Annotated in this window: 20 protein-coding genes and 1 tRNA gene; 14 read left to right on the forward strand and 7 right to left on the reverse strand. The window is 33.8% G+C overall.

Features of this window, described 5'->3' with window-relative positions; translation table 11 throughout:
- Nucleotide 1: 1 nt before the first annotated feature.
- From OQ292_RS07000 to OQ292_RS07020, 5 genes are all read left to right on the forward strand, one after another.
- Nucleotides 2-784, forward strand: coding sequence for an FkbM family methyltransferase (locus tag OQ292_RS07000; RefSeq protein WP_284685339.1), 783 nt, complete (start codon nt 2-4; stop codon nt 782-784).
- A gap of 14 nt (nt 785-798) precedes the next feature.
- On the forward strand, nt 799-1,554 hold the full coding sequence (locus OQ292_RS07005) for a lysophospholipid acyltransferase family protein (RefSeq protein ID WP_284685340.1): 756 nt from the start codon (nt 799-801) through the stop codon (nt 1,552-1,554).
- Nucleotides 1,555-1,591: 37 nt separating this feature from the next.
- Nucleotides 1,592-1,879, forward strand: coding sequence for an Asp-tRNA(Asn)/Glu-tRNA(Gln) amidotransferase subunit GatC (gene gatC / locus OQ292_RS07010; RefSeq protein ID WP_284685341.1), 288 nt, complete (start codon nt 1,592-1,594; stop codon nt 1,877-1,879).
- 143 nt (nt 1,880-2,022) lie between these two features.
- Complete coding sequence (der, locus tag OQ292_RS07015) at nt 2,023-3,324, forward strand: ribosome biogenesis GTPase Der (protein WP_284685342.1); 1,302 nt, start codon at nt 2,023-2,025, stop codon at nt 3,322-3,324.
- Nucleotides 3,325-3,398: 74 nt separating this feature from the next.
- Complete coding sequence (locus tag OQ292_RS07020; RefSeq protein ID WP_284685343.1) at nt 3,399-3,650, forward strand: hypothetical protein; 252 nt, start codon at nt 3,399-3,401, stop codon at nt 3,648-3,650.
- Between the two features lie 113 nt (nt 3,651-3,763).
- On the opposite strand, the gene OQ292_RS07025 is transcribed toward OQ292_RS07020, so the two are convergent.
- The 4 genes from OQ292_RS07025 to OQ292_RS07040 form a co-directional block, all read right to left on the reverse strand.
- Entirely contained in the window at nt 3,764-5,320 is a 1,557-nt protein-coding gene (locus OQ292_RS07025; protein ID WP_284685344.1) for an Rne/Rng family ribonuclease, read from the reverse strand.
- A gap of 238 nt (nt 5,321-5,558) precedes the next feature.
- Entirely contained in the window at nt 5,559-6,377 is an 819-nt protein-coding gene (locus tag OQ292_RS07030) for a tetratricopeptide repeat protein (RefSeq protein ID WP_284685345.1), read from the reverse strand.
- Between the two features lie 5 nt (nt 6,378-6,382).
- The gene (locus tag OQ292_RS07035; protein ID WP_284685346.1) at nt 6,383-6,685 is read right to left on the reverse strand and encodes an HU family DNA-binding protein; all 303 of its coding nucleotides are present in this window, start codon (nt 6,683-6,685) and stop codon (nt 6,383-6,385) included.
- A gap of 111 nt (nt 6,686-6,796) precedes the next feature.
- The gene (locus OQ292_RS07040) at nt 6,797-8,680 is read right to left on the reverse strand and encodes a GAF domain-containing protein (RefSeq protein WP_284685347.1); all 1,884 of its coding nucleotides are present in this window, start codon (nt 8,678-8,680) and stop codon (nt 6,797-6,799) included.
- A gap of 317 nt (nt 8,681-8,997) precedes the next feature.
- On the opposite strand from OQ292_RS07040, the gene OQ292_RS07045 reads away from it, so the two are divergent.
- The 9 genes from OQ292_RS07045 to OQ292_RS07085 all read left to right on the forward strand — a co-directional run bounded on the left by OQ292_RS07045 (nt 8,998) and on the right by OQ292_RS07085 (nt 17,708).
- Complete coding sequence (locus OQ292_RS07045; protein WP_284685348.1) at nt 8,998-10,107, forward strand: vWA domain-containing protein; 1,110 nt, start codon at nt 8,998-9,000, stop codon at nt 10,105-10,107.
- Nucleotides 10,108-10,214: 107 nt separating this feature from the next.
- Nucleotides 10,215-11,678, forward strand: a complete 1,464-nt coding sequence (gene nhaC / locus OQ292_RS07050) for a Na+/H+ antiporter NhaC (protein WP_284685349.1) — start codon at nt 10,215-10,217, stop codon at nt 11,676-11,678.
- Between the two features lie 158 nt (nt 11,679-11,836).
- Nucleotides 11,837-13,132, forward strand: a complete 1,296-nt coding sequence (gene thrC, locus OQ292_RS07055; RefSeq protein ID WP_284685350.1) for a threonine synthase — start codon at nt 11,837-11,839, stop codon at nt 13,130-13,132.
- Between the two features lie 184 nt (nt 13,133-13,316).
- The gene (locus OQ292_RS07060; RefSeq protein ID WP_284685351.1) at nt 13,317-13,454 is read left to right on the forward strand and encodes a hypothetical protein; all 138 of its coding nucleotides are present in this window, start codon (nt 13,317-13,319) and stop codon (nt 13,452-13,454) included.
- 161 nt (nt 13,455-13,615) lie between these two features.
- A complete protein-coding gene (locus OQ292_RS07065) occupies nt 13,616-14,023 on the forward strand; it encodes a DoxX family membrane protein (RefSeq protein ID WP_284685352.1) in 408 nt (135 codons plus the stop codon).
- 101 nt (nt 14,024-14,124) lie between these two features.
- Nucleotides 14,125-14,853 (forward strand): gliding motility-associated ABC transporter permease subunit GldF, encoded by a 729-nt coding sequence (gene gldF, locus OQ292_RS07070; protein WP_284685353.1) that lies wholly within the window; start codon nt 14,125-14,127, stop codon nt 14,851-14,853.
- 27 nt (nt 14,854-14,880) lie between these two features.
- Complete coding sequence (gene gldG, locus OQ292_RS07075; RefSeq protein WP_284685354.1) at nt 14,881-16,551, forward strand: gliding motility-associated ABC transporter substrate-binding protein GldG; 1,671 nt, start codon at nt 14,881-14,883, stop codon at nt 16,549-16,551.
- The gene (locus OQ292_RS07080; protein ID WP_284685355.1) at nt 16,552-17,157 is read left to right on the forward strand and encodes a hypothetical protein; all 606 of its coding nucleotides are present in this window, start codon (nt 16,552-16,554) and stop codon (nt 17,155-17,157) included.
- Nucleotides 17,158-17,231: 74 nt separating this feature from the next.
- On the forward strand, nt 17,232-17,708 hold the full coding sequence (locus OQ292_RS07085) for a hypothetical protein (protein WP_284685356.1): 477 nt from the start codon (nt 17,232-17,234) through the stop codon (nt 17,706-17,708).
- A gap of 89 nt (nt 17,709-17,797) precedes the next feature.
- On the opposite strand, the gene OQ292_RS07090 is transcribed toward OQ292_RS07085, so the two are convergent.
- From OQ292_RS07090 to OQ292_RS07100, 3 genes are all read right to left on the reverse strand, one after another.
- Nucleotides 17,798-19,486, reverse strand: coding sequence for a sugar phosphorylase (locus OQ292_RS07090; protein ID WP_284685357.1), 1,689 nt, complete (start codon nt 19,484-19,486; stop codon nt 17,798-17,800).
- A 69-nt stretch (nt 19,487-19,555) separates the two neighbouring features.
- Nucleotides 19,556-19,629: transfer RNA gene (locus tag OQ292_RS07095), tRNA-His, on the reverse strand.
- A 51-nt stretch (nt 19,630-19,680) separates the two neighbouring features.
- The gene (locus tag OQ292_RS07100) at nt 19,681-21,018 is read right to left on the reverse strand and encodes a dihydroorotase (protein WP_284685358.1); all 1,338 of its coding nucleotides are present in this window, start codon (nt 21,016-21,018) and stop codon (nt 19,681-19,683) included.
- Between the last annotated feature and the right edge of the window lie 166 nt (nt 21,019-21,184).

A 21,184-nucleotide genomic window follows, 5' to 3' on the forward strand; every position in this document is an offset into this window, starting at 1 on the left:
TATGCTGATTAGAAAAATACTTATTAAACTTCTGGGATTCCAGAATTACCTTGCTTTTATCAGTTATGTCTTTCTTAAAACTTTTATTAGTAAGTTTTATCTAGGCGAACACAAACAAGTGCGTTTCCTTAAAAACCTGGTAAAACCCGGAGATGTATGCATCGATATCGGTGCTAATTTGGGTTATTTCTCCATTCCTCTTTCAAGATACATAGGTAATAGTGGAAAATTGTATTCTGTAGAGCCTGTTGCTGCTTTTAGAGAACACCTTAATAAAAACATTAAAAAGTTTGCTCTAAATAATATAGAGGTTATGCCTTATGCTTTGGGTGAAGATGATAATAAAAAGGTAACAATGGTTACTCCTGAAGTTGAAGGAGTAATTAGGCATGGCAGAACCGAAGTGCAAGAGTCTACTACTAATAGTAACGTTGCCTTTGAGCACGAAACATTAATGATGCGTCCTCAAACGCTATTCGGTAGTATAGAAAATATCTCCTTTATAAAGTGTGATGTTGAAGGCTACGAACTGCATATTTTGCCTTTATTTAAAGAAATAATTGAAAATCAGCAGCCAATACTCGAAATTGAAATTGATCCTTTAGAAAATAAGAGAGAAATTATTAATATGCTCAGCAGCCTAAATTATCAGGTATATTTTCTTGGAGATGAAAAATTAGAAAGTTTTGATATTGATAACTCAGCGCATCAAAAAGAAATAGAATTATATTTCTTACCAAAAAACAAAATTAATCACTATCAATCCATTATTGCCTCAAATTAAAGTACCAGCAACCAATGCTTAAGCTTCTAAAAACGCTATATGCCATCTGGGGATTTTTATGTTTTATAGTTTACTACTTAGCACTATTTCCATTATTTGCATTAATCGTTCAAAAACATAAATGGCACAAACACGCCCGCTGGATCAACCAGTTTTGGGCCTCAATTGTGTTTACTTCTATTTTAATGCCTATTAAAGTAATTAAAAAAGGCGTGTATAATAGCAAAGAGCCTTACATCTTTTGTGCTAATCATAATTCTTATTTAGATATACCAGTAGTTGGTTTTTCTGCACCAAGGTTTGTAGTATTTGTTGGCAAGAGCTCGCTTACCAAAATTCCGCTTTTTGGTTATATGTTTAAAAGATTACATATTCCTGTAAACCGAAGAAGCATAAAAGATAGCTATCGCTCTTTTGAAGATGCTAAAAAAGCAGTTGAAAAAAAGCATAGTTTACTCATATTTCCAGAGGGTGGAATCAATGATCAGAACATTCCAGACCTAAAAAAGTTTAAAGATGGGGCTTTTAGAATAGCTATTGAAAAACAAATCCCCATTGTACCAGTGACAATTCCTTATAATTGGATAATTTTGCCAGATGAAACTTTGCAGTTAACATGGAACCTGTTAAAAATTGTCTATCACGAACCAATTATTACAGAAGGAATGACAATGGAACAGTTACCAGAACTCAAAGAACAAGTTAGAGATGTGATAAGAAAAGAAATGAGTTTACATTTTCCATCACGCTTTAAGAACATTACTGTTTAATACACACATTTGTGTTCGAAGATTAAATGAAGTTACCATGAAAGTTGATAAGTCTACAGTAGAAAAAATTGCTCATTTGTCCAGACTTTATTTTAATGAGAATGATGAAGAAAAAATGTTACAAAGTCTGAACGATATTATTGGCTGGGTAGATAAATTAAGCGAAGTAGATACCGAAGGGGTAACTCCTTTAACTCACATGACAGAGGAGTTGAATGTTATGAGAGATGACACCAATGTAAGTAACCTAAACAGAGAAGAAGGACTGGCAAACGCACCTCAACAAAACGGAGAGTATTTTAAAGTACCACGAGTACTAGATTGAGTTGTAAATAATACTTCTCCCACTAACAAATTGAATTTTTAATCAAGAATACTGTTTATAAGACAATTCCGAAAACAGGAAGTAGTAGTAGTTCACTATGAATTTACTGCCGTTTTCTGTTTCATACTTTTAAATATAATTTTATGGCTAATATAGTAGCAATTGTTGGCAGGCCTAATGTAGGTAAGTCGACATTATATAATAGACTGGTAGAGAGTAGAGATGCCATAGTTGATAACTTTAGCGGCGTAACTCGCGACAGGCACTACGGTACTTCTGAGTGGACTGGTGTAGGGTTTACAGTAATAGATACTGGAGGGTATGTAGTAGGCAGCGAAGATGTTTTTGAAGGTGCTATAAGAGAACAAGTAGAAATTGCTATAGAAGAAGCAAATGTTATTTTATTTGTAGTAGACACTGCAACAGGCTTAAACGGACTAGATAAAGATTTTGCCAATGTATTAAGAAGCTCAGAAAAACCTGTTTTTTTAGTAGCAAATAAAGCAGATACCACTGAGCGTGTACACATGACAGGCGAATTCTATGCTTTGGGTATGGGCGAAGTTTATCCTATCTCTGCAATGAATGGCAGCGGTACAGGAGAATTACTAGATGAATTGGTAAAAAACTTTTCAACAGAAGAAGAACCTAAAGAAGAGTATCCAAGAATTTCGATTGTAGGTAGACCAAATGTGGGTAAATCGTCTTTTATAAATGCACTACTAAACCAATCGAGAAACATTGTTACCAACGAAGCTGGAACAACTAGAGATTCTAACGATGCCTTGTACAATGCTTTTGACAAGAAGTTTATTCTTACAGATACAGCAGGTATTAGAAAAAAAGCAAAAGTAAGAGAAAACATTGAGTTTTATTCGGTGCTTAGAGCACTTAAAGCGATAGAAGACTCAGATGTATGTATAGTTGTACTCGATGCTACCAGAGGCTTAGAAGCACAAGATCTCAATATTATTTTCCAAGCACAAAAGCATAGAAAAGGTATTGTTATTATGGTGAATAAGTGGGATTTAATTGAGAAAGACAGTAATACTGCAAAAAAATACGAAGATGAGTTAAACGAGAGATTAGCTCCAAATACTTATATCCCTATAATCTTCACCTCTGTAATTAGCAAACAAAGGATTTATAAAACCATTGAGAAAGCGATTGAGGTTTACGAAAATAAAAAGAAGAAAATTTCTACTTCAACCTTAAACGAAGTGCTATTAAAAGAGATAGAAAGGTATCCGCCACCTTCTTTAAAAGGTAAGTTTATTAAAATAAAATATATAACTCAGCTACCTACTTATACGCCAACATTTGCCTTTTTCTGTAATCATCCTAAATATATAAAGGCTCCTTATGAGCGATTCCTTGAAAATCAGATTCGAAAACATTTTGAGTTTGAGGGCGTTCCTATCAAGACTGTATTCAGAAAAAAGTAAATTCTTTCTAGGATAATTAATATTACTATTTATATTTGTTAACAACCGATTTTTTTCATATACATTTTTATGCCATGAAAAAATTTATCACATTACTAGTTATCGGTGGAATGTTTGTTTTTGTAACAATACAATCTGCCTCAACTAAATCTAACATCGACTCTCTAAAGACGACATCTATTTCTAAGAAAAGTAAAGATGAGAATAAAAAAAGCTCTGATTTAACAAGTAAACCACAAGAGGACAACGCAACAGTAGAGCCTCGCAGAGCTACAAATAGTACGATTGATGATGATTACGAGGTGGATTCTTATTCGACAGATTGAACAGAATAAAAATATATAACTTTAGAGAAATGGATCCCGGAACTTAGGTTTCGGGATTTTTTTATTTTGGAAGGTATAAAAACAAAAAAACCCAGATTTCTCTGGGCTTCTTTTTATAATTCAATTCTTTCTTTTCTTTTATTAAGAAAAAAGTATTGGTTAAGTCCAAGTGAAGAGTCTTTCACGAACTTTATCCATTGGTTATATTTCAAAAACCATCTAAATCTAATGGACATAATGCCATGAGTAAAGTATGCTTGAAGATATGGATGTAATATTATAGTTATACTTTTTTCATTCTGCTTATTCAGAATATAATCTAACTCTTTTTCAAGTTGATCAGAAACCATAATAGAAGCTGAAATGCTTCCACTGCCCATACAAGTTGGACAAGTTTCTTTAGTAACTATATTAAGTTCAGGTCTTACACGCTGTCTTGTTATTTGCATCAGCCCAAACTTAGTTAGAGGAAGTACTGTATATTTAGAACGATCACTCTTCATTTCGTTCTTAATATGTTCGTACACATTCTTGCGATGTTCAGCCTTTTTCATATCGATAAAGTCCACCACAATTATTCCTCCCATATCTCTCAGCCTTAACTGCCTTGCTATTTCGCTGGCAGCTTCCAGGTTTACATTAAAAGCTGTAGTTTCCTGGTCTGTCTCAGAATTTGATTTATTGCCACTGTTAACGTCTATAACATGTAAGGCCTCCGTATGCTCTATTACCAAATAACCTCCACTTGGTAAACTCACCGTTTGTCCAAACAGCGATTTCAGCTGTTTTTCTATTCCAAAACTCTCAAATATTTTAGTCTTGCCGTTGTATTGCTTAACAATTTTCTCCTTTTCTGGAGCAATTGTACGAATAAAAGACTTTATATCTTCATATGTAGATGTGTCATCAACTGTAATAGTATCAAAGCTTTCATTAAGCATATCTCGAAGCATCGAAGCAGCTCTGCTCATTTCGCCTATCACTTTTTGCCTTGGTTTTGCTGTTACTAGAGATTTCATTCCATTCGTCCACTTCGAAACTAAATCACGAAGATCTCTATCTAACTCAGCTACTTCCTTACCTTCAGCCACTGTTCTGATAATGACACCAAAGTTTTCAGGTTTGATCGAGGAAATAAGCCTTAATAATCGCTTCCTTTCGCCCTGATCGGTAATTTTTTTAGAAACATTTATTGAACTTGAAAAAGGAACTAATACCAGATATCTTCCAGCGATAGATAATTCGCATGATAATCTTGGTCCCTTTGTCGAAATAGGTTCTTTAACAACCTGTACTAATATTTTTTGATTTTGTTTAAAGACCTCAGTAATCTTTCCTAGTTTATCGATCTGAGGTTCCATTCTAAAGTCGTTCAGCTTGTAACTTATGTCTTTCTTGCTTTGAACGAGTTTTGAGAATTTAACTAATGACCTGATGTTAGGTCCAAGATCCAGGTAATGCAGAAAAGCATCTTTTTCATAACCGATATCAATAAATGCTGCATTAAGACCTGGAACTATCTTTCTTACTGTTCCTAAATAAATGTCTCCGACTGAAAATTTGTTTTCTTCATTATCATAATGAAGCTCTACAAGATTTTTATCTTTTAAAAGTGCAATACGGCCGCCACTACCATTTTGAGAAGAATTGATTACTAATTCATTGCTCAATGTTTTAATTTTTTAGTGACTATTTAAATCGCAACTTTCTTGTAAAAGAAAGAAAATCAGGTTTTAAGGTTTTCACCCTAAAAACCTGATTAAAGAATTACTTATGAATTCTTTTTCTTATGTCTATTTTTTCTAAGTCTTTTCTTTCTTTTGTGTGTTGCGATCTTATGTCTCTTTCTTTTTTTTCCGCACGGCATAATTCTAATAGTTAAGTTTTACAATTATTTAAATTATTTCTCTAATTCAATTGGGCGAGATAAGAATCAACAGTCTTAAGAATATCAGGGTTGGTTTCTTGCTCTTTCACAAGCAGAAATTGTTCTTTTGCTTTTGGTTTATCCCCGGTTTCCATGTAACATACACCAAGGTAAAATCTTGCCTGAATATTTTCAGTATCTAATTCTGTTAATTTCTTAAATCTATCTACGGCCTTTTCGTACTGTCCAGATTGCATAGAAAGTACTCCAAGGTTAAATATAGCCAGTTTGTTGTCAGGATCTTCGTTTAATACTTCCCTTATCATTGTTATCCCTTGCATGGGATTTTCACCAGAAATATAGGTCATACCTATTTTTACTCTGGCATCTAAAGATAATGGAGCATATTCTTCAGCTTTTTCATAAGCACCTCTAACCTTACTGCTCAATAACTTTACACGTTCATTGCTCACAGCATAAGTATACGCTTCGTAATACAGGTCACCTGCCCTGTTAAAACTGGCTGAAGATGGAAATTTTTCAGCAACAACATTCGCAAAATAGGCTGCACTGTCGTAAATATCTACACTATTATATTTATCGATAATAGCTATAAGTATATCGTCCGACTCCTGTAGCGTGGTTGCTGCGTCTAATTTTTCCTTTAAAACCAATATCTCATCCTGAAGGTTTCCCGGTATCTCAGCGTGTGTTACTGCCTCTTCTAGCTCATGAGTATCAACAGTAGATGAGATACTTTCTTCGCTTTTATCATTATCTACTACATACTTTGGCGCAAAGGCTAATAGTATGCAGAAGACTACTGCAAGTACAGTTGTTATTAGTTGAGATTTCAGCATAAGATTTATTGGTTTGCCAACTTCACTTTATCGCTCTTCTTAATTTTCTCGACAAAAGTCTTTGAAGGTTTAAAACTAGGCACATAGTGCTCTTTGATCTCCATAGCTGTATTTCTCGAGATATTACGACCAATTTTGGCAGCTCTCCGTTTGTTCACAAAACTACCAAATCCTCTAACGTAGATATTATCTCCATCGGCCATTTTGTTTTTAACAACCTTAAAAAATGCTTCTATAGCCGCTGTCACATCTCCCTTATCCATTCCAGTTTGATTTGCAATTTCAGCTATCACTTCCGCTTTTGTCACTTTATATTAGTTTAAATTTTTATTTATAATTTACTTATTATCAATCACTTTAGATAATCTGCAAATTTATACTGCTACTTATTAATTAACAAATACAATATTTCGATTTTCTTACCATCTTACCGGATGTAGGTAAGAAATTTCGTTTATTCTTATCACCCAGCCTTCAAAATTGCCTTCTTCTGTCATTATTTTGTTAATCATTATTTGCAAATATATATCAAATCCTTGTATATGTTTCCAATTTAATATATCTGTTATCACCTCGCCCTTCCTAGATTGCTCGAAATATTTATCCCAAAGTTTAATTTCGTTAGTGGGTAATAACTGTAAAACAGAAATATCTTTCTCTACAAATATGCCCTTTTGTTTAAAAAAAGCAGATAAATAACCATTAAAGTATTCAACTTTTTTAGATGGAGTAATAATTAGCAAGCAATATGGAGCATCTTCTATGATGCTGGCCAACTTGCTTTCTTTTTTTACAAGCTCTGTTTCTTTTTGTTTCCATTGCTCTTCACTCACCTCTAGTTCAGCTAGTTTTTTACTCATTTGCAACTCATTGCTTTTTCTCTTTTCATTTTTTAGCTGAGATTCTGTTAAAAGCTCTTTAGTTTTTTCATTAGCTTTTAATACAGAAAGAGAAGAAGCAATATCTTCGGCAACCATTTCTGCGAACTTTATTTTATAATCATCCATCTCTTCAATAGAAGAAATCTCAATCACTCCATAACCATTGTCATTTTCAATTAAGGGTAATAATAAGAGAGATGACGGTCTGGCTCCACCTAAACCAGAGGTAATTTCCATATAATCTTGTGGAATTTCTTTTAGATAAATTGGCTTGCCTTCTTGCAAACATTGCCCAGTGAGCCCATGGTTGCTATCTATTACTTTCTCTATGTATTTTCTTTTGTTGTAGGCATAACTTCCTTTCAACTCCAGTTTATCACCATCTTCTGATAACAGAAAAAATCCACCTTGGTTTGCTTGCAAGCAATAAACTAATCTGGCAACTATTTTATATGATAACTCTTCTAGGTTTTCGCTATGTATTCTGAGCAACTCTGCAAAATCGGCTAAATTCTTATTTGCCCAGTTTCTCTTCTGATCTTCGTGTACAACCTTTTTTAAATTGTTTCGCATATCCAACAGTGCATGCCCAAGCAAATCATTTTTACTTCTGGCTTCAAAGTCGGCTTCAAAATTTCCATTGCCTATATCGTTTGCAAAGTTAGAAACTTTAGTAAGGTTTTTATTAAGAAGATTTACACTTTTATATAATTGACCAATTTCGTCTCTTTTATCTTCCGGAAAAGCTTCTACATTTTGCCCTAGTGCCAAAGTTCTAGTTGTTCTTGTAATTCGCTTGAGAGGCTTTATTGCAGTGTTTAATATAAAATGATAACCTAAAAATAAACCTGTAAAAGCACTAAAAACCACTATTAATAAAATGTAAGAAGATATATTTTCTTCTTCTTCAACATCATTTAGCAATAAGTTAGAAAAAATATCTAACTCTTCGATAATTAACTTCTGCTTTTCATCTATCAGCAACTTCGTGCTAATGCTATAAGTTTGCTTGTCTGATAAGGTCAACAACAAACTTTTATAAGTATCCCACCTGTTTAAAAGTTTATGCAATTCATCTCGGTGGCTACCAGAAACACTCTCGATATGCAAAAACTTGTCATTTAATGCGAAATGGCCTCCATCTTTTAAAATGAAAAAATAATCGTCGAGTTTGTCCAATTCGCCTCTTAGAAAGCTAAAAGAAATGTTCTTTTCTTGTTCTATTAACTCATTTGTATATAGAGAAACATTATCTACTACCAGATAGCATTCTTTAAGCAACATTGCCATCGCAAATTGCTGATCAGCCTTTTTATTATTATACCAGAAAACTAAAGCTCCCATTAAAATTATACAGAGCATTAGAATAAAAAAGATGAGAATCTTCTTCTGAATACTTACATTGTTATTTATCACTTTCATTATGCAACATCTGAAAAAATTATCTCAAAAAATTCATCACACCTTAAGACAGCAGTAAATGTTTTAGATGATGATATGCCTTTACTTAAAAATTCAGATTTAAAATGAAGCTTGCTGTATAAGAGCTAGAACGGAATGTATTATCTTTAATTGAAGAAAAAGATATAATTTTATAAAACAGAGATAATACAAATGATTCTTATTGTAGTTTAACCAAGTAATTCCCTTTAAAAAAAAGAACTATTCAAAGGTTTACTAAGTTGAACTTTAAACTGAACATTTATTTTTTTTGACAAAAAACAGGAAAGTACATATATATGAAAGGTTTCCGTTTTACCAAGTTTGTCCCTCAGAAAGACGCTGAAAAAAGTGAGTTTGAAAATCTACTCAACATATTTACTCAATTATTAACAATAACTTCGGGAGATGTTAGTGAAGCGCTAAGTTGGCTTACTAATCTTGATAAGCAATATAACCTTACTAACCCTCAGTATGGTATTGGAGATTTTATAGAAGACCTTAAAAACAAAGGCTATATAAAAGAAGATGAAAATAATAAGGGCACTTTTAAAATCACTGCCAAAAACGAGCAAAATATTAGAAGAAGTGCACTAGAAGAAATTTTTGGTAAGCTAAAAAAAGCCAACAAAGGTGACCATAACACCACTTACTCAGGTAATAATGGTGAAGAGCTAAGTGCCGATTTTAGAGAATATCAGTTTGGAGATACACTCGATCAGATTTCTATGACTGATTCGATAAGAAATGCCCAAGTTAACCACGGAACGAGTAATTTTTTCTTAACAGAGAACGACTTAGAAGTAGTTGAGAAAGAATACAAATCTCAAACTTCTACGGTTTTGATGATCGACATCTCTCACTCTATGATTTTGTATGGAGAAGACAGAATTACTCCAGCCAAAAAAGTAGCCATGGCACTTTCCGAACTTATCACTACCAAATACAAAAAAGACACGCTCGATATTATTGTTTTTGGTAACGATTCTTGGCAAATACAAATAAAAGACTTGCCTTATCTACAGGTTGGTCCTTACCACACAAATACAGTTGCTGGCTTAGAGTTAGCTATGGATTTGTTGAGAAGAAGAAAAAATACCAATAAGCAAATTTTTATGATAACTGATGGAAAACCAACCTGTATAAAGGAAGGCATTAGGTATTATAAAAACAGTTTTGGCTTAGATAATAAGATTCTTAATAAAACCCTAAATCTTGCAGCTCAATGCAGAAAGCTTAAAATTCCTATTACTACATTTATGATTGCATCTGACCCTTACCTTAAAGAATTTGTAAGAGAATTTACTAAGGTAAATAATGGTAATGCTTATTATAGTAGCCTTAAAGGTCTGGGAAATCTTATATTTGAAGATTACAGGAGAAATCGCCGTAAAAACTTCAAACAATAGGTTTTAGGCTACATACTCTTGTTTCTCAGCACATCCATCTTAACCTATAAATTTTTTTAAACTAAAAATATTATATAATTTGGAGATTAAATTTAACTATAACAAGAATGGATAAAGCTTACAAGAAGCCCACATTTATACAAGCAATCATACCAATTTTATTCCTGATAGTAGCACTCTCTTTTAATGTATTCTTCATTTTTGGAGATGACGGTCTTTCAGGGTCAAACCAGATGATTTTGATACTAGCCTCTGCTGTTGCAGCTTTGGTAGCATCACGTTTAGGATATACATGGAGCGAATTAAGAGATGGTGCAGTAAATAGCATTAGCTCTGCAATGCCATCTATGCTTATTCTATTATTAATTGGTTCTTTGGCAGGCACATGGTTACTTAGTGGAATTGTACCCGCTCTCATATACTATGGTCTTCAAATTTTAAATCCAACAATATTTTTATTTGCAGCTTGTATAGTTTGTGCCATTGTTTCTGTGGCAACTGGTAGCTCTTGGTCTACAGTAGCAACTATTGGTATTGCACTTTTAGGTATTGGCAAAGCTCTTGGTCTAGAAGAAGGTCTAATTGCTGGTGCTATTATTTCAGGTGCGTATTTTGGTGATAAAATGTCTCCACTTTCAGATACTACCAACCTTGCACCTGCAGTTGCCGGAACTGACTTGTTCACACACATCAAATACATGGCTTATACAACTATTCCTTCTATTTCAATTACACTGATTATTTTTCTTGTAATCGGATTTGTAGGTATAGAAAGTAGTTCACAACCTGATGTTGAAGGTATTTTAGCTGCAATTGATAAGTCTTTTAATATTACACCGCTACTGTTTATAGTACCAGTAGTAGTAATTGCCATGATTGTAAAAAAAGTACCTGCTATTCCTTCTTTACTTACAGGCTCTTTATTAGGAGGTCTTTTTGCCGTTATTTTTCAGCCTCAGGCAATTGAGCAAGTTGCGGGAAGCGACATGAATTTTTCATTTGCAGCATACACAGCAGTAATGAAAGCATTATATGGCGACATAGCCATTACAACAGATAATGAAGTTGTAAATGAATTGCTTTCTAGTGGTGGGATGTATGGCATGTTAGGCACTATCTGGTTAATTCTTTGTGCTATGGTATTTGGTGGTATAATGGAAACCAGCGGTTTACTTCATAAAATCACTGAAGCAATTATTAAATTAGCTAACTCTACTGGTTCTCTAATTGCCTCAACAGCCGGAACTTGCCTTTTCTTTAATGCAACTGCATCAGATCAATATTTGGCAATTGTAATTCCGGGAAGAATGTATGCCGAAACCTTTAAAGACAGAAATCTTGCACCAGAAAACCTGAGCCGCACATTAGAAGACTCAGCTACGGTAACTTCTGTATTGGTACCTTGGAATACTTGTGGTGCTACACAGTCGAGTGTATTAGGAGTAGCTACTATAGCTTATGCACCATTCTGCTTCTTCTGCATTATTAGTCCTTTTATGACGATGCTCTTTGGCTTTTTAAATATTAAAATAAGAAAGCTGAAAGAAGAAAAAGTTGCAACTCCAGTTTAATAAGATTACTATTTTACAGAATTATAAATTTTAAGAAGCTGTTGCCAGCTTCTTTTTTTATGTCAGTATTTTAAAATAGCATATCAAAAGTATAAAACTGAATATAAAAGAGTGATTAACAAATAGCCTATTATTTTTGCATAAACAATTTGATACCGATGAAATATTACAGCACGAATCATAAAGCCCCATTGGCAACCTTAAAAGATGCAGTAATCAGAGGATTAGCACCTGACAAAGGTTTATATATGCCAGAAAGCATTCCTACATTGCCAGAAAGTTTTTTCAAGGATTTACACAAAAAATCTTTACCTGAGATTGGTTTTACAGTTGCCAACGGATTGTTTGGAGACGATGTTGAAAAAACAGCGCTTAAAAAGCTAACCGAAGAAACACTTAATTTCGAAATTCCTTTAGTAAAACTTAGTGAGCAGGTTTATTCTTTGGAATTGTTTCATGGACCTACTTGTGCTTTTAAAGATGTTGGAGGCCGATTTATGGCCAGAATGCTTGCCTATTTCACACAAAACAACGACAAAGACATTTATGTATTAACTGCTACTTCTGGAGATACTGGTAGCGCTGTTGCAAGTGGTTTTTATAATGTACCAGGTATTAAAGTAATAATCTTATATCCTAAAGGAAAGGTAAGCCATATACAAGAGCAACAACTCACCACACATGGCAAAAACATTACTGCTCTTGAAATCGATGGTACTTTTGACGATTGCCAGAAACTAGTAAAAGAAGCATTTAATAATGAGCAGTTGAGAAATGATTTTATGCTTACTTCTGCCAACTCAATCAACTTAGCTCGCTTTCTACCTCAGTCTTTCTATTATTACCATGCAGTAGCTCAATTAGGTGAAGATGCAAAAGATATTGTTTTTTCTGTACCAAGCGGAAACTTTGGCAACTTAACAGGAGGTCTATTCGCATGGACATCAGGCTTAGCTATAAAAAGATTTATTGCTGCTACTAATGTAAATGATATTGTACCTGAATATCTAGAATCAGGTGAGTTTAACCCAAGGCCTTCTATTAAAACACTGGCAAATGCTATGGATGTAGGTAACCCAAGCAATTTTGCTCGTATGCTCGATCTCTTCAAAAACGATCACGATAAAATGGCCGCTTTTATCACTGGATATACTTTAGATGATGAAGGTATAAAAAGTTATCTCAAAGCTATTTATGAGAAACACAACTATATAGCCGACCCTCACGGTGCTATTGGTTATGCTGCCTTAGAAAAACTTTTACAGCCTAACGAAACTGGAATTTTCTTAGAAACTGCACATCCTGCAAAATTCATCGATACTACAGAAGAAGTATTAGGAAAGAAAATAGATATTCCAGAAAGGCTTGAGCTTTACCTTAAAAAGAAAAAAGAAGCTGTTGAGCTCTCGGCTGATTTCCAAAGCTTTCAAGATTATTTTTACTCCTTAAAATAAGGGCATAACTAATTCCTATTTTGAGACGAAAATCAGCATACTTGGAATTTGATCCCATAATGGGAATATCATCAAGATTTTATAAGTCGCTAATTAATTTTATTCAATTGATTCCCAACCCTTTATACACTTCCCAGATGTTAGGTTTAAGATTTGTATAAATTATTATAAAAACACCCAAGCTATGAAAACAATTAAAGAAGAACTCAACAATGACAACCTAAACAATCTTGAAGAAAAACTTAACACAATAAAAAAAGATATACAAAACCTTAAAGAGAAAGCTTTGAAGCTGAATGAGAGCAGTAAGAAGTATATCTAAATTGAGAAATAGAAAATCACTTAGTTTATATTTACCCACATACATAAGAGATAGTCGCATGGCTATCTCTTTTTTTTATCTCTATTGTATCATTTCAAATATATCCCACCTCAATATCTCTTATATATTTATTATTATTGCTAATAAAGATTTTTTAGCTAATGAGTTTATTAAAAGTTTTAGAAGGAGAATTATCAGTTCAAATATTAACAGCAGCTATTCTAGCAATTTTGTTTCTTCAATCCGGATTAGATAAAATATTCGATTGGAAAGGAAATCTAGACTGGCTAAAAAGTCATTTCGGTAGCAGTCCTCTCAAATCTGTTGTACCATTACTTTTAACAATCATCACTATTACAGAAGTAACAGCAGGATTACTATCTGCAATTGGTGTTATTATGCTTTTAACTTCTGGCGATACAACTATAGCCATGCTAGGAGCTCAGATTTCAGCACTAAGTATCGTGATGTTATTTTTTGGACAAAGAATCGCTAAAGACTATGCTGGAGCAGCAACACTGGTTCCCTATTTTATTCTGGCTATCTTTGGTATCCTAATACTGAACTAAACAATAAAATTTTATATTATCCCACATACACTGGCACCGATATGTCAGTTAAAATATATGAGACTGGTTAGTTACTTATTTTTTTAATTTTTTGAATATCCATGCTTAATATCCTACTGAAAGAAGTAGCAAGTTTTTTTAACTCTCTGGTTGCCTATATTGTCATAATTGTTTTCCTTACGAGTATCGGGTTGATATCTTGGGTTTTTCCTCAAACCAGTATTCTGGAATATGGCTTTGCGGCAATAGATCCTCTATTTAGTACAGCTCCGTATGTATTTATGTTTCTTATTCCGGCTATTACCATGCGTACTTTTGCAGAAGAGTACAAAGCTGGAACTATAGAGCTATTACTAACCCGACCACTCACCGATTTACAAATTATATTAGGTAAATATTTTGCCAGCGTATTACTCGTAATTCTGGCACTTATACCTACTCTCACCTATTATTATACGGTTTATATACTTGGTGCACCCCAAGGTAATATAGATACTGCAGCAGTTATTGGCTCTTACATTGGTTTAATATTCTTGGGTGCAGTATTCACCTCAATAGGAATATTTGCATCATCACTAACTGATAACCAAATTGTTGCATTTATTATAGCTGTATTTTTTTGTTTTTGTTTATATGATGGTTTCTCAGCGATAGCTTCTATCAATGTTTGGGCAGACTATTCTTACTATATCAATCAGTTGGGCATTGACTTTCATTATTCTTCAGTAAGCCGTGGCTTGCTCGATATTAGTAATGTCACTTACTTTTTAAGCCTGATAACCATAATGATTTTTTTAACCAAACTCGCTTTAGAAAGCAGAAAGTGGTAATTTTTTAATACAAAAAGCTCTGCATCGATGAAATACAAAAAATGGGAAGACATACTAACTTTTAGTGCTGTATTGCTTTTCATCATTTTAGTTAATGTTAACCTTAAGTTTATTCCATTAAGGATTGACCTTACTGAGGAAAAAAGATTTACTATCTCTGACGCTACTAAAGATTTACTAGAAAATCTAGATGATGTTCTATATGTTGAAGTTTACCTAGAAGGTGATCTAAATTCAGGATTTAGAAGACTTAGAAATTCTATTGAAGAAACATTAGAAGAATTTAGAGTATATGGTGGAGATCACATAGAATATAAATTTGTGAATCCAGATGAGGCACCAAATGCCACAGCCAGAAACAGGTTTTACCAATCACTTACATCTAAAGGTTTACCTGCTACCACCTTGTACGACAATATTGATGGCAAAAGAACAGAAAAGGTTATATTTCCCGGTGCCATTATCTCTTACAGAAATAGAGAAACTCCAGTTTTGCTTTTAAAAGGAAACAAAACAGCTTCGGCTCAGGAAAGACTTAACCAGTCTATTGAAGGCATAGAATACGAACTTACCAGTGGAGTTCGAAAACTAGGAATCGGTAACAAGAAAAACATTGCTTTTGTATATGGGCACAACGAGCTCAACCCAAATCAACTTCAAGATATTACTACTTCTTTAAGTGAATATTTTGTGGTAGATCGTGTACAATTAGACAAAACCAAACTAGATATTTACGATGCTGTTGTGGTTGCTCAACCTAAAGCTGCTTTTAGTGAAGTAGATAAATACCAGTTAGATCAATATATTATGAAAGGTGGGAAAGCACTTTTTATGATTGACAAAGTTCAAATGAATCTGGACAGCATTGCCACCGGAGGTACTTATGCTTTTGGCTACGACCTAAATATAGAAGATCTACTTTTTAGATATGGCGTGCGGATTAACATGGACTTGCTACAAGACCAACGAGCCGGCATTATCGAAGTTTATACAGGTAATGTGGGAGACCAACCAAATATAGAGCGTCTACCTTGGCCTTATTACATATATCTCAACACGTTTAGCGAACATCCGATTGTAAAAAATATGGATGTGGTTTATAGCAAGTTTGTAAGCAGTATTGATACTGTTACAGCAAGAAATGTATTAAAAACACCACTGATTTTTACTTCAAAGTATACTAAAGAAAAAGTGGTACCCACCATGGTAGATTTAAATGAGTTAAAAGCTGATATGAATCCGGCTGCTTATAACAAATCTAACCTACCAGTTGCCTACTTACTTGAAGGAAAATTCCGCTCTTTGTATGCAACTAGTTTTCCACCTCGTGGCATTAGCACCGATAACAAGCTGAACGAAAGCCAGCCAACTAAGGTAATTGTAGTGGCAGATGGCGATATTATCGCCAACGAGTTTGATCCACAATCTGGACAGGCAATCCCATTAGATTATGATCCTATTAGAAAACAGGAGCTTTCTAATAAAGAATTCCTTATTAATGCTCTTAATTATCTTACTGACGAAAATGGTTTAATTGCCTCTCGTGGTAAGCAAATTACCATGCGCCCGCTAGATAAATTTAGGGTAGATGAAGAAAAAGTTTATTGGCAGATATTTAATATTGCTTTGCCGATATCTTTGGTAATTTTATTTGGAGTAATAAGATTCTACTGGCGCAAAAAAACTTACGCTAAATAAATGAAAGCTATTGATGTAGTCCTTCTACCTGCTAAAAACATCAGCAATGAATCTATTACCATCAATCAAAAACTTGATAATGGAAGTGGGATACAGCAAATCCCGTTGGGGACTAAATATCTGCCACATATATCATTAGCTATGGGTGGTTTAAAAGATGAAGAAGTAGATAGTTTCTTTAAAGAAGTAACTGCTATTGCCAATCAGTTTTCGGCGCTTTCTTTACACTACACAGTTATTGAATGCCATCCGAATGATAAAGGAGAAGCAATTAGCGGTATTGCTATTGAAGAAAATGTTGAGCTGCAAAAGCTACACGAAACCTTGGTAATTAAACTAGAAAGTTTCTTAAAAAATGAAGTGAGTCAATTACATTTTCATGGAGATGAAACCACAAATGCAAGTAGTGTTAATTGGGTAAATGAATACATTGCCAAACATAGTTTTAAGCAGTTTTCACCGCACATCACTTTAGGGACAGGCATTTTTTCTGGTAATTTCACGCCTCAAAATTCACTTACTAACAGACTTGCTGTTTGCCATTTGGGTAACTACTGTACTTGCAGAGAGGTTTTGTTTGAAGTGGAGTTGGATTCAAGTACATAATCAACAAGAAATAATTAATCTTGATCTTACTATCTAAGAAGTTAACTTATTCATTTGCTTTTACTCTCTTCCTTATGTGTATAGAGTATTCTAATGCATATGGACAAATCAACTTTGATATCATATTAAAGCTTTGCAAAGCACAGACTTCTGAAGAAGCTATTGAGATTATGAATGAATGTCCTGATTGGTCAGTATCTGATAATCAAACAAATTCAAATGAAAGTTTTACAATTGAATTTGGGGAAAACTATGAAGCTAAGAAAAAATTTGCTACATCTTGGATTTACTTAAGTATTCATAATAGAGGTTACTCATTCATTTACGATAGTTTAGGCTCCGATTATAAAGGAAAAAAAGATTACAAAAGACTATTTCGCCAAGCTGTTAATAGCAATAAATGTATAATTGATGAAGATGGCAATTTCATCCATGAAAATTTTAAGATAACATTTACAGAAAAAGATAAATCTTGTCGTGTGGGTAGCTCAAAGAAAAATGTAAAACCTAAAATAAAAACTTACAAAATCTTTATATCCAAGGTTAGATAGGATAAAACAATCCTACTTTGCAGCTTCAGTTTATTATAATTTACTTTTCATATAACTTTAGCTATATTCTTAAAGCAAGTCGTTTTACATTAATCAATATCTGCACTAATCCACTTTTGCTCATATTCTTCCAGTTTTACTTCCTCATTAATTATCTCAGAGGTATTTAATAGATTTTTCCCTTTTAGCTCTGGAATCATGAGATTGTGAGGTTGATTAGACAGATTGAATAAAGCTAATACTTTTTGTGTCTTATCTGCTGATAATCGCTCTATTGCGAATATTTTTTCGTGTAGGTCAGGAAATTGAAATTCTCCAAATGGATTGAAAGCAGTACAATTTTGTCTTGTTTCAATCAACTTTAGATAAGCATTAAAATACTTATTTCTGAAACTCTCTCCATCAGCCAAATCTTTTGAAAGCTCATCATAATCCAGTTTTTCCCGATTAATAGTTCTTTTCTGCCCAGTTATTTCTACGCCTTCTTTGTAATTTCCAGAACCTACCAAAGAATGAAAATAAATACCGGGAACTCCGGGCATAGCCAACATAATCCCTTGGGCCAGCAACATTTTCTTAATTCGAAGAGCATCATCTTCTTCCGGATCACTTATTAAATCCATATAGTTGCAATTCAACTCATAAGGCGATTGCGAGCCATCCGGATTATTCTTATAAGACACAAAACCACCATGTTGCTCCGCTTTATTTGCCAGAAAACTAATTTCAGTATCGGCTAATATGCCTTGTAAAGGGCGCACTCCTACTCCATCGTGGCTAGCAGTAAAATTAAAAAAGCAGGTATCTTTACTTGGTAAATCTAAACTAGTAGCCCATTTCTTTAAATCGGTAATATCACCTTTTAAAATTGAGTAAGCCAACAAAGGCGGTAGAGTGAAATTGTAAACCATATACGCCTCATTATTCCCATCTCCGAAATAAGAAATATTTTCGGCATGTGGCACATTGGTTTCGGTAATTAAGACTACATCTTTGGTGATTTCTTCAATAATCAACCTCGCCAGTTGGATAATTGCATGAGTTTGTGGCAAATGAATACAGGTAGTTCCCGGAATTTTCCATAAAAAACCGATGGCATCTAACCTGATTAGCTTTGCACCATTTGAAATATAAAACAACAAAACATCTAAGACCTGTAACAACACTTTCGGGTTTTCATAATTCAGGTCTATTTGATCTCGGCTAAAGGTGGTCCAAATGTGTTTTTCTGCACCCGACTTACTTGTAAACTCGCTTAACAATGGCAAAGCTCTTGGCCTAACTACTTCACTTAAATCTATTTCAGAAGAAATATCCACAAAGAAATTCTCATACTCAGGATTTTCATTCAGGTATTCCTTAAACCATTCAGACTCGCTCGAAATGTGATTCACTACAGCATCAAACATTAATCGATAATCTTTTGCCAAGTGCTCAACATCTTTCCAATTGCCCAACTCAGGGTTTACTGCGTAATAATCTATTACAGAAAAACCATCGTCAGAAGAGTATGGATAAAATGGCAGCAAGTGAACTGTATTAATCTGATTATCGAGATGCTTTTCTAAAAAGGTATAAAGCGTGACCAAAGGATTTTCTCCCTGTTTTTTTACATGATCGCCATAAGCAATTAAGATCACATCCTTTTCTGTAAGTAAATAATTAGAGTTCTTTAATTTGGATTTATAAGCTGATATGAGTTTTTTAATCTCTTGAAAAGTAAAATCAATGGCTTTTCCTGAATAGATTTCAGCAAGTTTTTCTCTAATGGATTTCATGAAAAATTGTATCGGGAGAGAGATAAAGATATAAAAAAAGCCTACTCATTACAAGTAAGCTTTTTTAAGGGCGAATGATGAGATTCGAACCCACGACCCCCAGTGCCACAAACTGGTGCTCTAACCGACTGAGCTACACCCGCCATTTAATTTAGGTTTGCAAATTTATACTGTTATTCATTTAATACAAAATTCTAAGCGGAAAATTTTAATCTTTTCCCTTTTACACTCTCATTAAACTTACCATTTTGATAAGCAATATGCCCTGAAACAATAGTATGTGTGATTTTTGAGTGAAAGTTTACACCTTCAAAAGGAGACCAACCACATTTATAAAAGATATTTTCTTTTTTTACTTCCTGCTCTTCATTTAAATCTACTAAAACCAAATCTGCCCAGTAGCCTTCTCTAACATATCCTCTCTCTTTAATTCTGAATAAAGTTGCCGGATTATGGCAAGCTTTCTCAACAATTGTCTCTAAAGAGATTTTTCCTTGATGATAAAACTCTAATAAAGCTTGTAAACTATGTTGAACTAATGGCCCACCGGAAGGAGCTTTAAAGTAAGTGTTATTTTTTTCTTCTTTTGTATGAGGTGCGTGATCGGTAGCAATTACATCTATTTTACCATCGAGCACTGCTTTAAAAATAGCATCTCTATCGCTAGCTGTCTTTACTGCCGGATTCCACTTAATAAGTGTGCCTTTCTTTTCGTAGTCTGCATCTGAAAACCACAAGTGATGGATACAAGCTTCAGCAGTAATCTTTTTATCTTTTAGCTGAGTTTTATTCTCAAATAATTCTAATTCTTTAGCAGTAGAAATATGCAAAATATGCAAGCGAGCTCCATGCTTTTTGGCTAAGGCAACCGCCTGAGAAGACGAAGCATAGCAAGCTTCTTCACTTCTAATGAGTGGATGAAATTTTACAGGAACATCCTCGCCATACTTTTCTTTATATATTGCCTCGTTGGCTTTTACCATCGGATCTTTCTCACAATGAGTAGCAATAAGCATATCTGTGCTAGAGAAAATATTCTCCAAAACGGCCTCATCATCTACCAACATATTTCCGGTTGATGAACCCATAAATATCTTAATACCGCAAACTTCTTCTCTATTTACTTTTTTGAGCTCTTCCAAATTATCGTTGGTAGCTCCCATAAAAAATGAATAGTTAGCCAATGCTTTTTGCGATGCAATTTTGTATTTATCTTCGAGCAAATCGATAGTTACTGTATTAGGCACCGTATTGGGCATTTCCATAAAACTGGTAACACCACCTGCTACAGCAGCTCTCGCTTCTGTATAAATTTCTGCTTTATGAGTTAAACCTGGCTCTCTAAAATGCACCTGATCGTCGATCAAGCCAGGTAAAAGGTATTTACCAGCGGCATCTATTACTTTTTCTGCCTGTAACTTACTTAGGTTTTTTCCGATTTTATGAATAAATCCGTCTCTTATAAAAACATCAGTTTCTGTAATTTGGCCTTCATTAACTACACGGGCATTTTGTATTAGAATAGATAGCATAACAGGTTATTTATGGCTAAAAAATTTACTAGTTGTAAAACAAAAGTAATTAGTTTATAAAGACAAATTAGACAGGAGCCAATTAATCTTCTTGAGTTCACAAAATCTTTACTTCTAGTTGAAGCATTATTTTCTTATTATCCGTACTTTTATTTTAAAGTCTTTT

The organism is Chondrinema litorale (assembly GCF_026250525.1).
GTDB lineage: Bacteria > Bacteroidota > Bacteroidia > Cytophagales > Flammeovirgaceae > Chondrinema > Chondrinema litorale.

Coding starts and splice junctions, on each gene's coding strand:
- OQ292_RS07000 (WP_284685339.1), top strand. CDS start 2: ATGCTGATTAGAAAAATACTTATTAAACTTCTGGGATTCCAGAATTAC.
- OQ292_RS07005 (WP_284685340.1), top strand. CDS start 799: ATGCTTAAGCTTCTAAAAACGCTATATGCCATCTGGGGATTTTTATGT.
- gatC (WP_284685341.1), top strand. CDS start 1,592: ATGAAAGTTGATAAGTCTACAGTAGAAAAAATTGCTCATTTGTCCAGA.
- der (WP_284685342.1), top strand. CDS start 2,023: ATGGCTAATATAGTAGCAATTGTTGGCAGGCCTAATGTAGGTAAGTCG.
- OQ292_RS07020 (WP_284685343.1), top strand. CDS start 3,399: ATGAAAAAATTTATCACATTACTAGTTATCGGTGGAATGTTTGTTTTT.
- OQ292_RS07030 (WP_284685345.1), bottom strand. CDS start 6,377: ATGCTGAAATCTCAACTAATAACAACTGTACTTGCAGTAGTCTTCTGC.
- OQ292_RS07040 (WP_284685347.1), bottom strand. CDS start 8,680: ATGAAAGTGATAAATAACAATGTAAGTATTCAGAAGAAGATTCTCATC.
- OQ292_RS07045 (WP_284685348.1), top strand. CDS start 8,998: ATGAAAGGTTTCCGTTTTACCAAGTTTGTCCCTCAGAAAGACGCTGAA.
- nhaC (WP_284685349.1), top strand. CDS start 10,215: ATGGATAAAGCTTACAAGAAGCCCACATTTATACAAGCAATCATACCA.
- thrC (WP_284685350.1), top strand. CDS start 11,837: ATGAAATATTACAGCACGAATCATAAAGCCCCATTGGCAACCTTAAAA.
- OQ292_RS07060 (WP_284685351.1), top strand. CDS start 13,317: ATGAAAACAATTAAAGAAGAACTCAACAATGACAACCTAAACAATCTT.
- OQ292_RS07065 (WP_284685352.1), top strand. CDS start 13,616: ATGAGTTTATTAAAAGTTTTAGAAGGAGAATTATCAGTTCAAATATTA.
- gldF (WP_284685353.1), top strand. CDS start 14,125: ATGCTTAATATCCTACTGAAAGAAGTAGCAAGTTTTTTTAACTCTCTG.
- gldG (WP_284685354.1), top strand. CDS start 14,881: ATGAAATACAAAAAATGGGAAGACATACTAACTTTTAGTGCTGTATTG.
- OQ292_RS07080 (WP_284685355.1), top strand. CDS start 16,552: ATGAAAGCTATTGATGTAGTCCTTCTACCTGCTAAAAACATCAGCAAT.
- OQ292_RS07085 (WP_284685356.1), top strand. CDS start 17,232: ATGTGTATAGAGTATTCTAATGCATATGGACAAATCAACTTTGATATC.
- OQ292_RS07090 (WP_284685357.1), bottom strand. CDS start 19,486: ATGAAATCCATTAGAGAAAAACTTGCTGAAATCTATTCAGGAAAAGCC.
- OQ292_RS07100 (WP_284685358.1), bottom strand. CDS start 21,018: ATGCTATCTATTCTAATACAAAATGCCCGTGTAGTTAATGAAGGCCAA.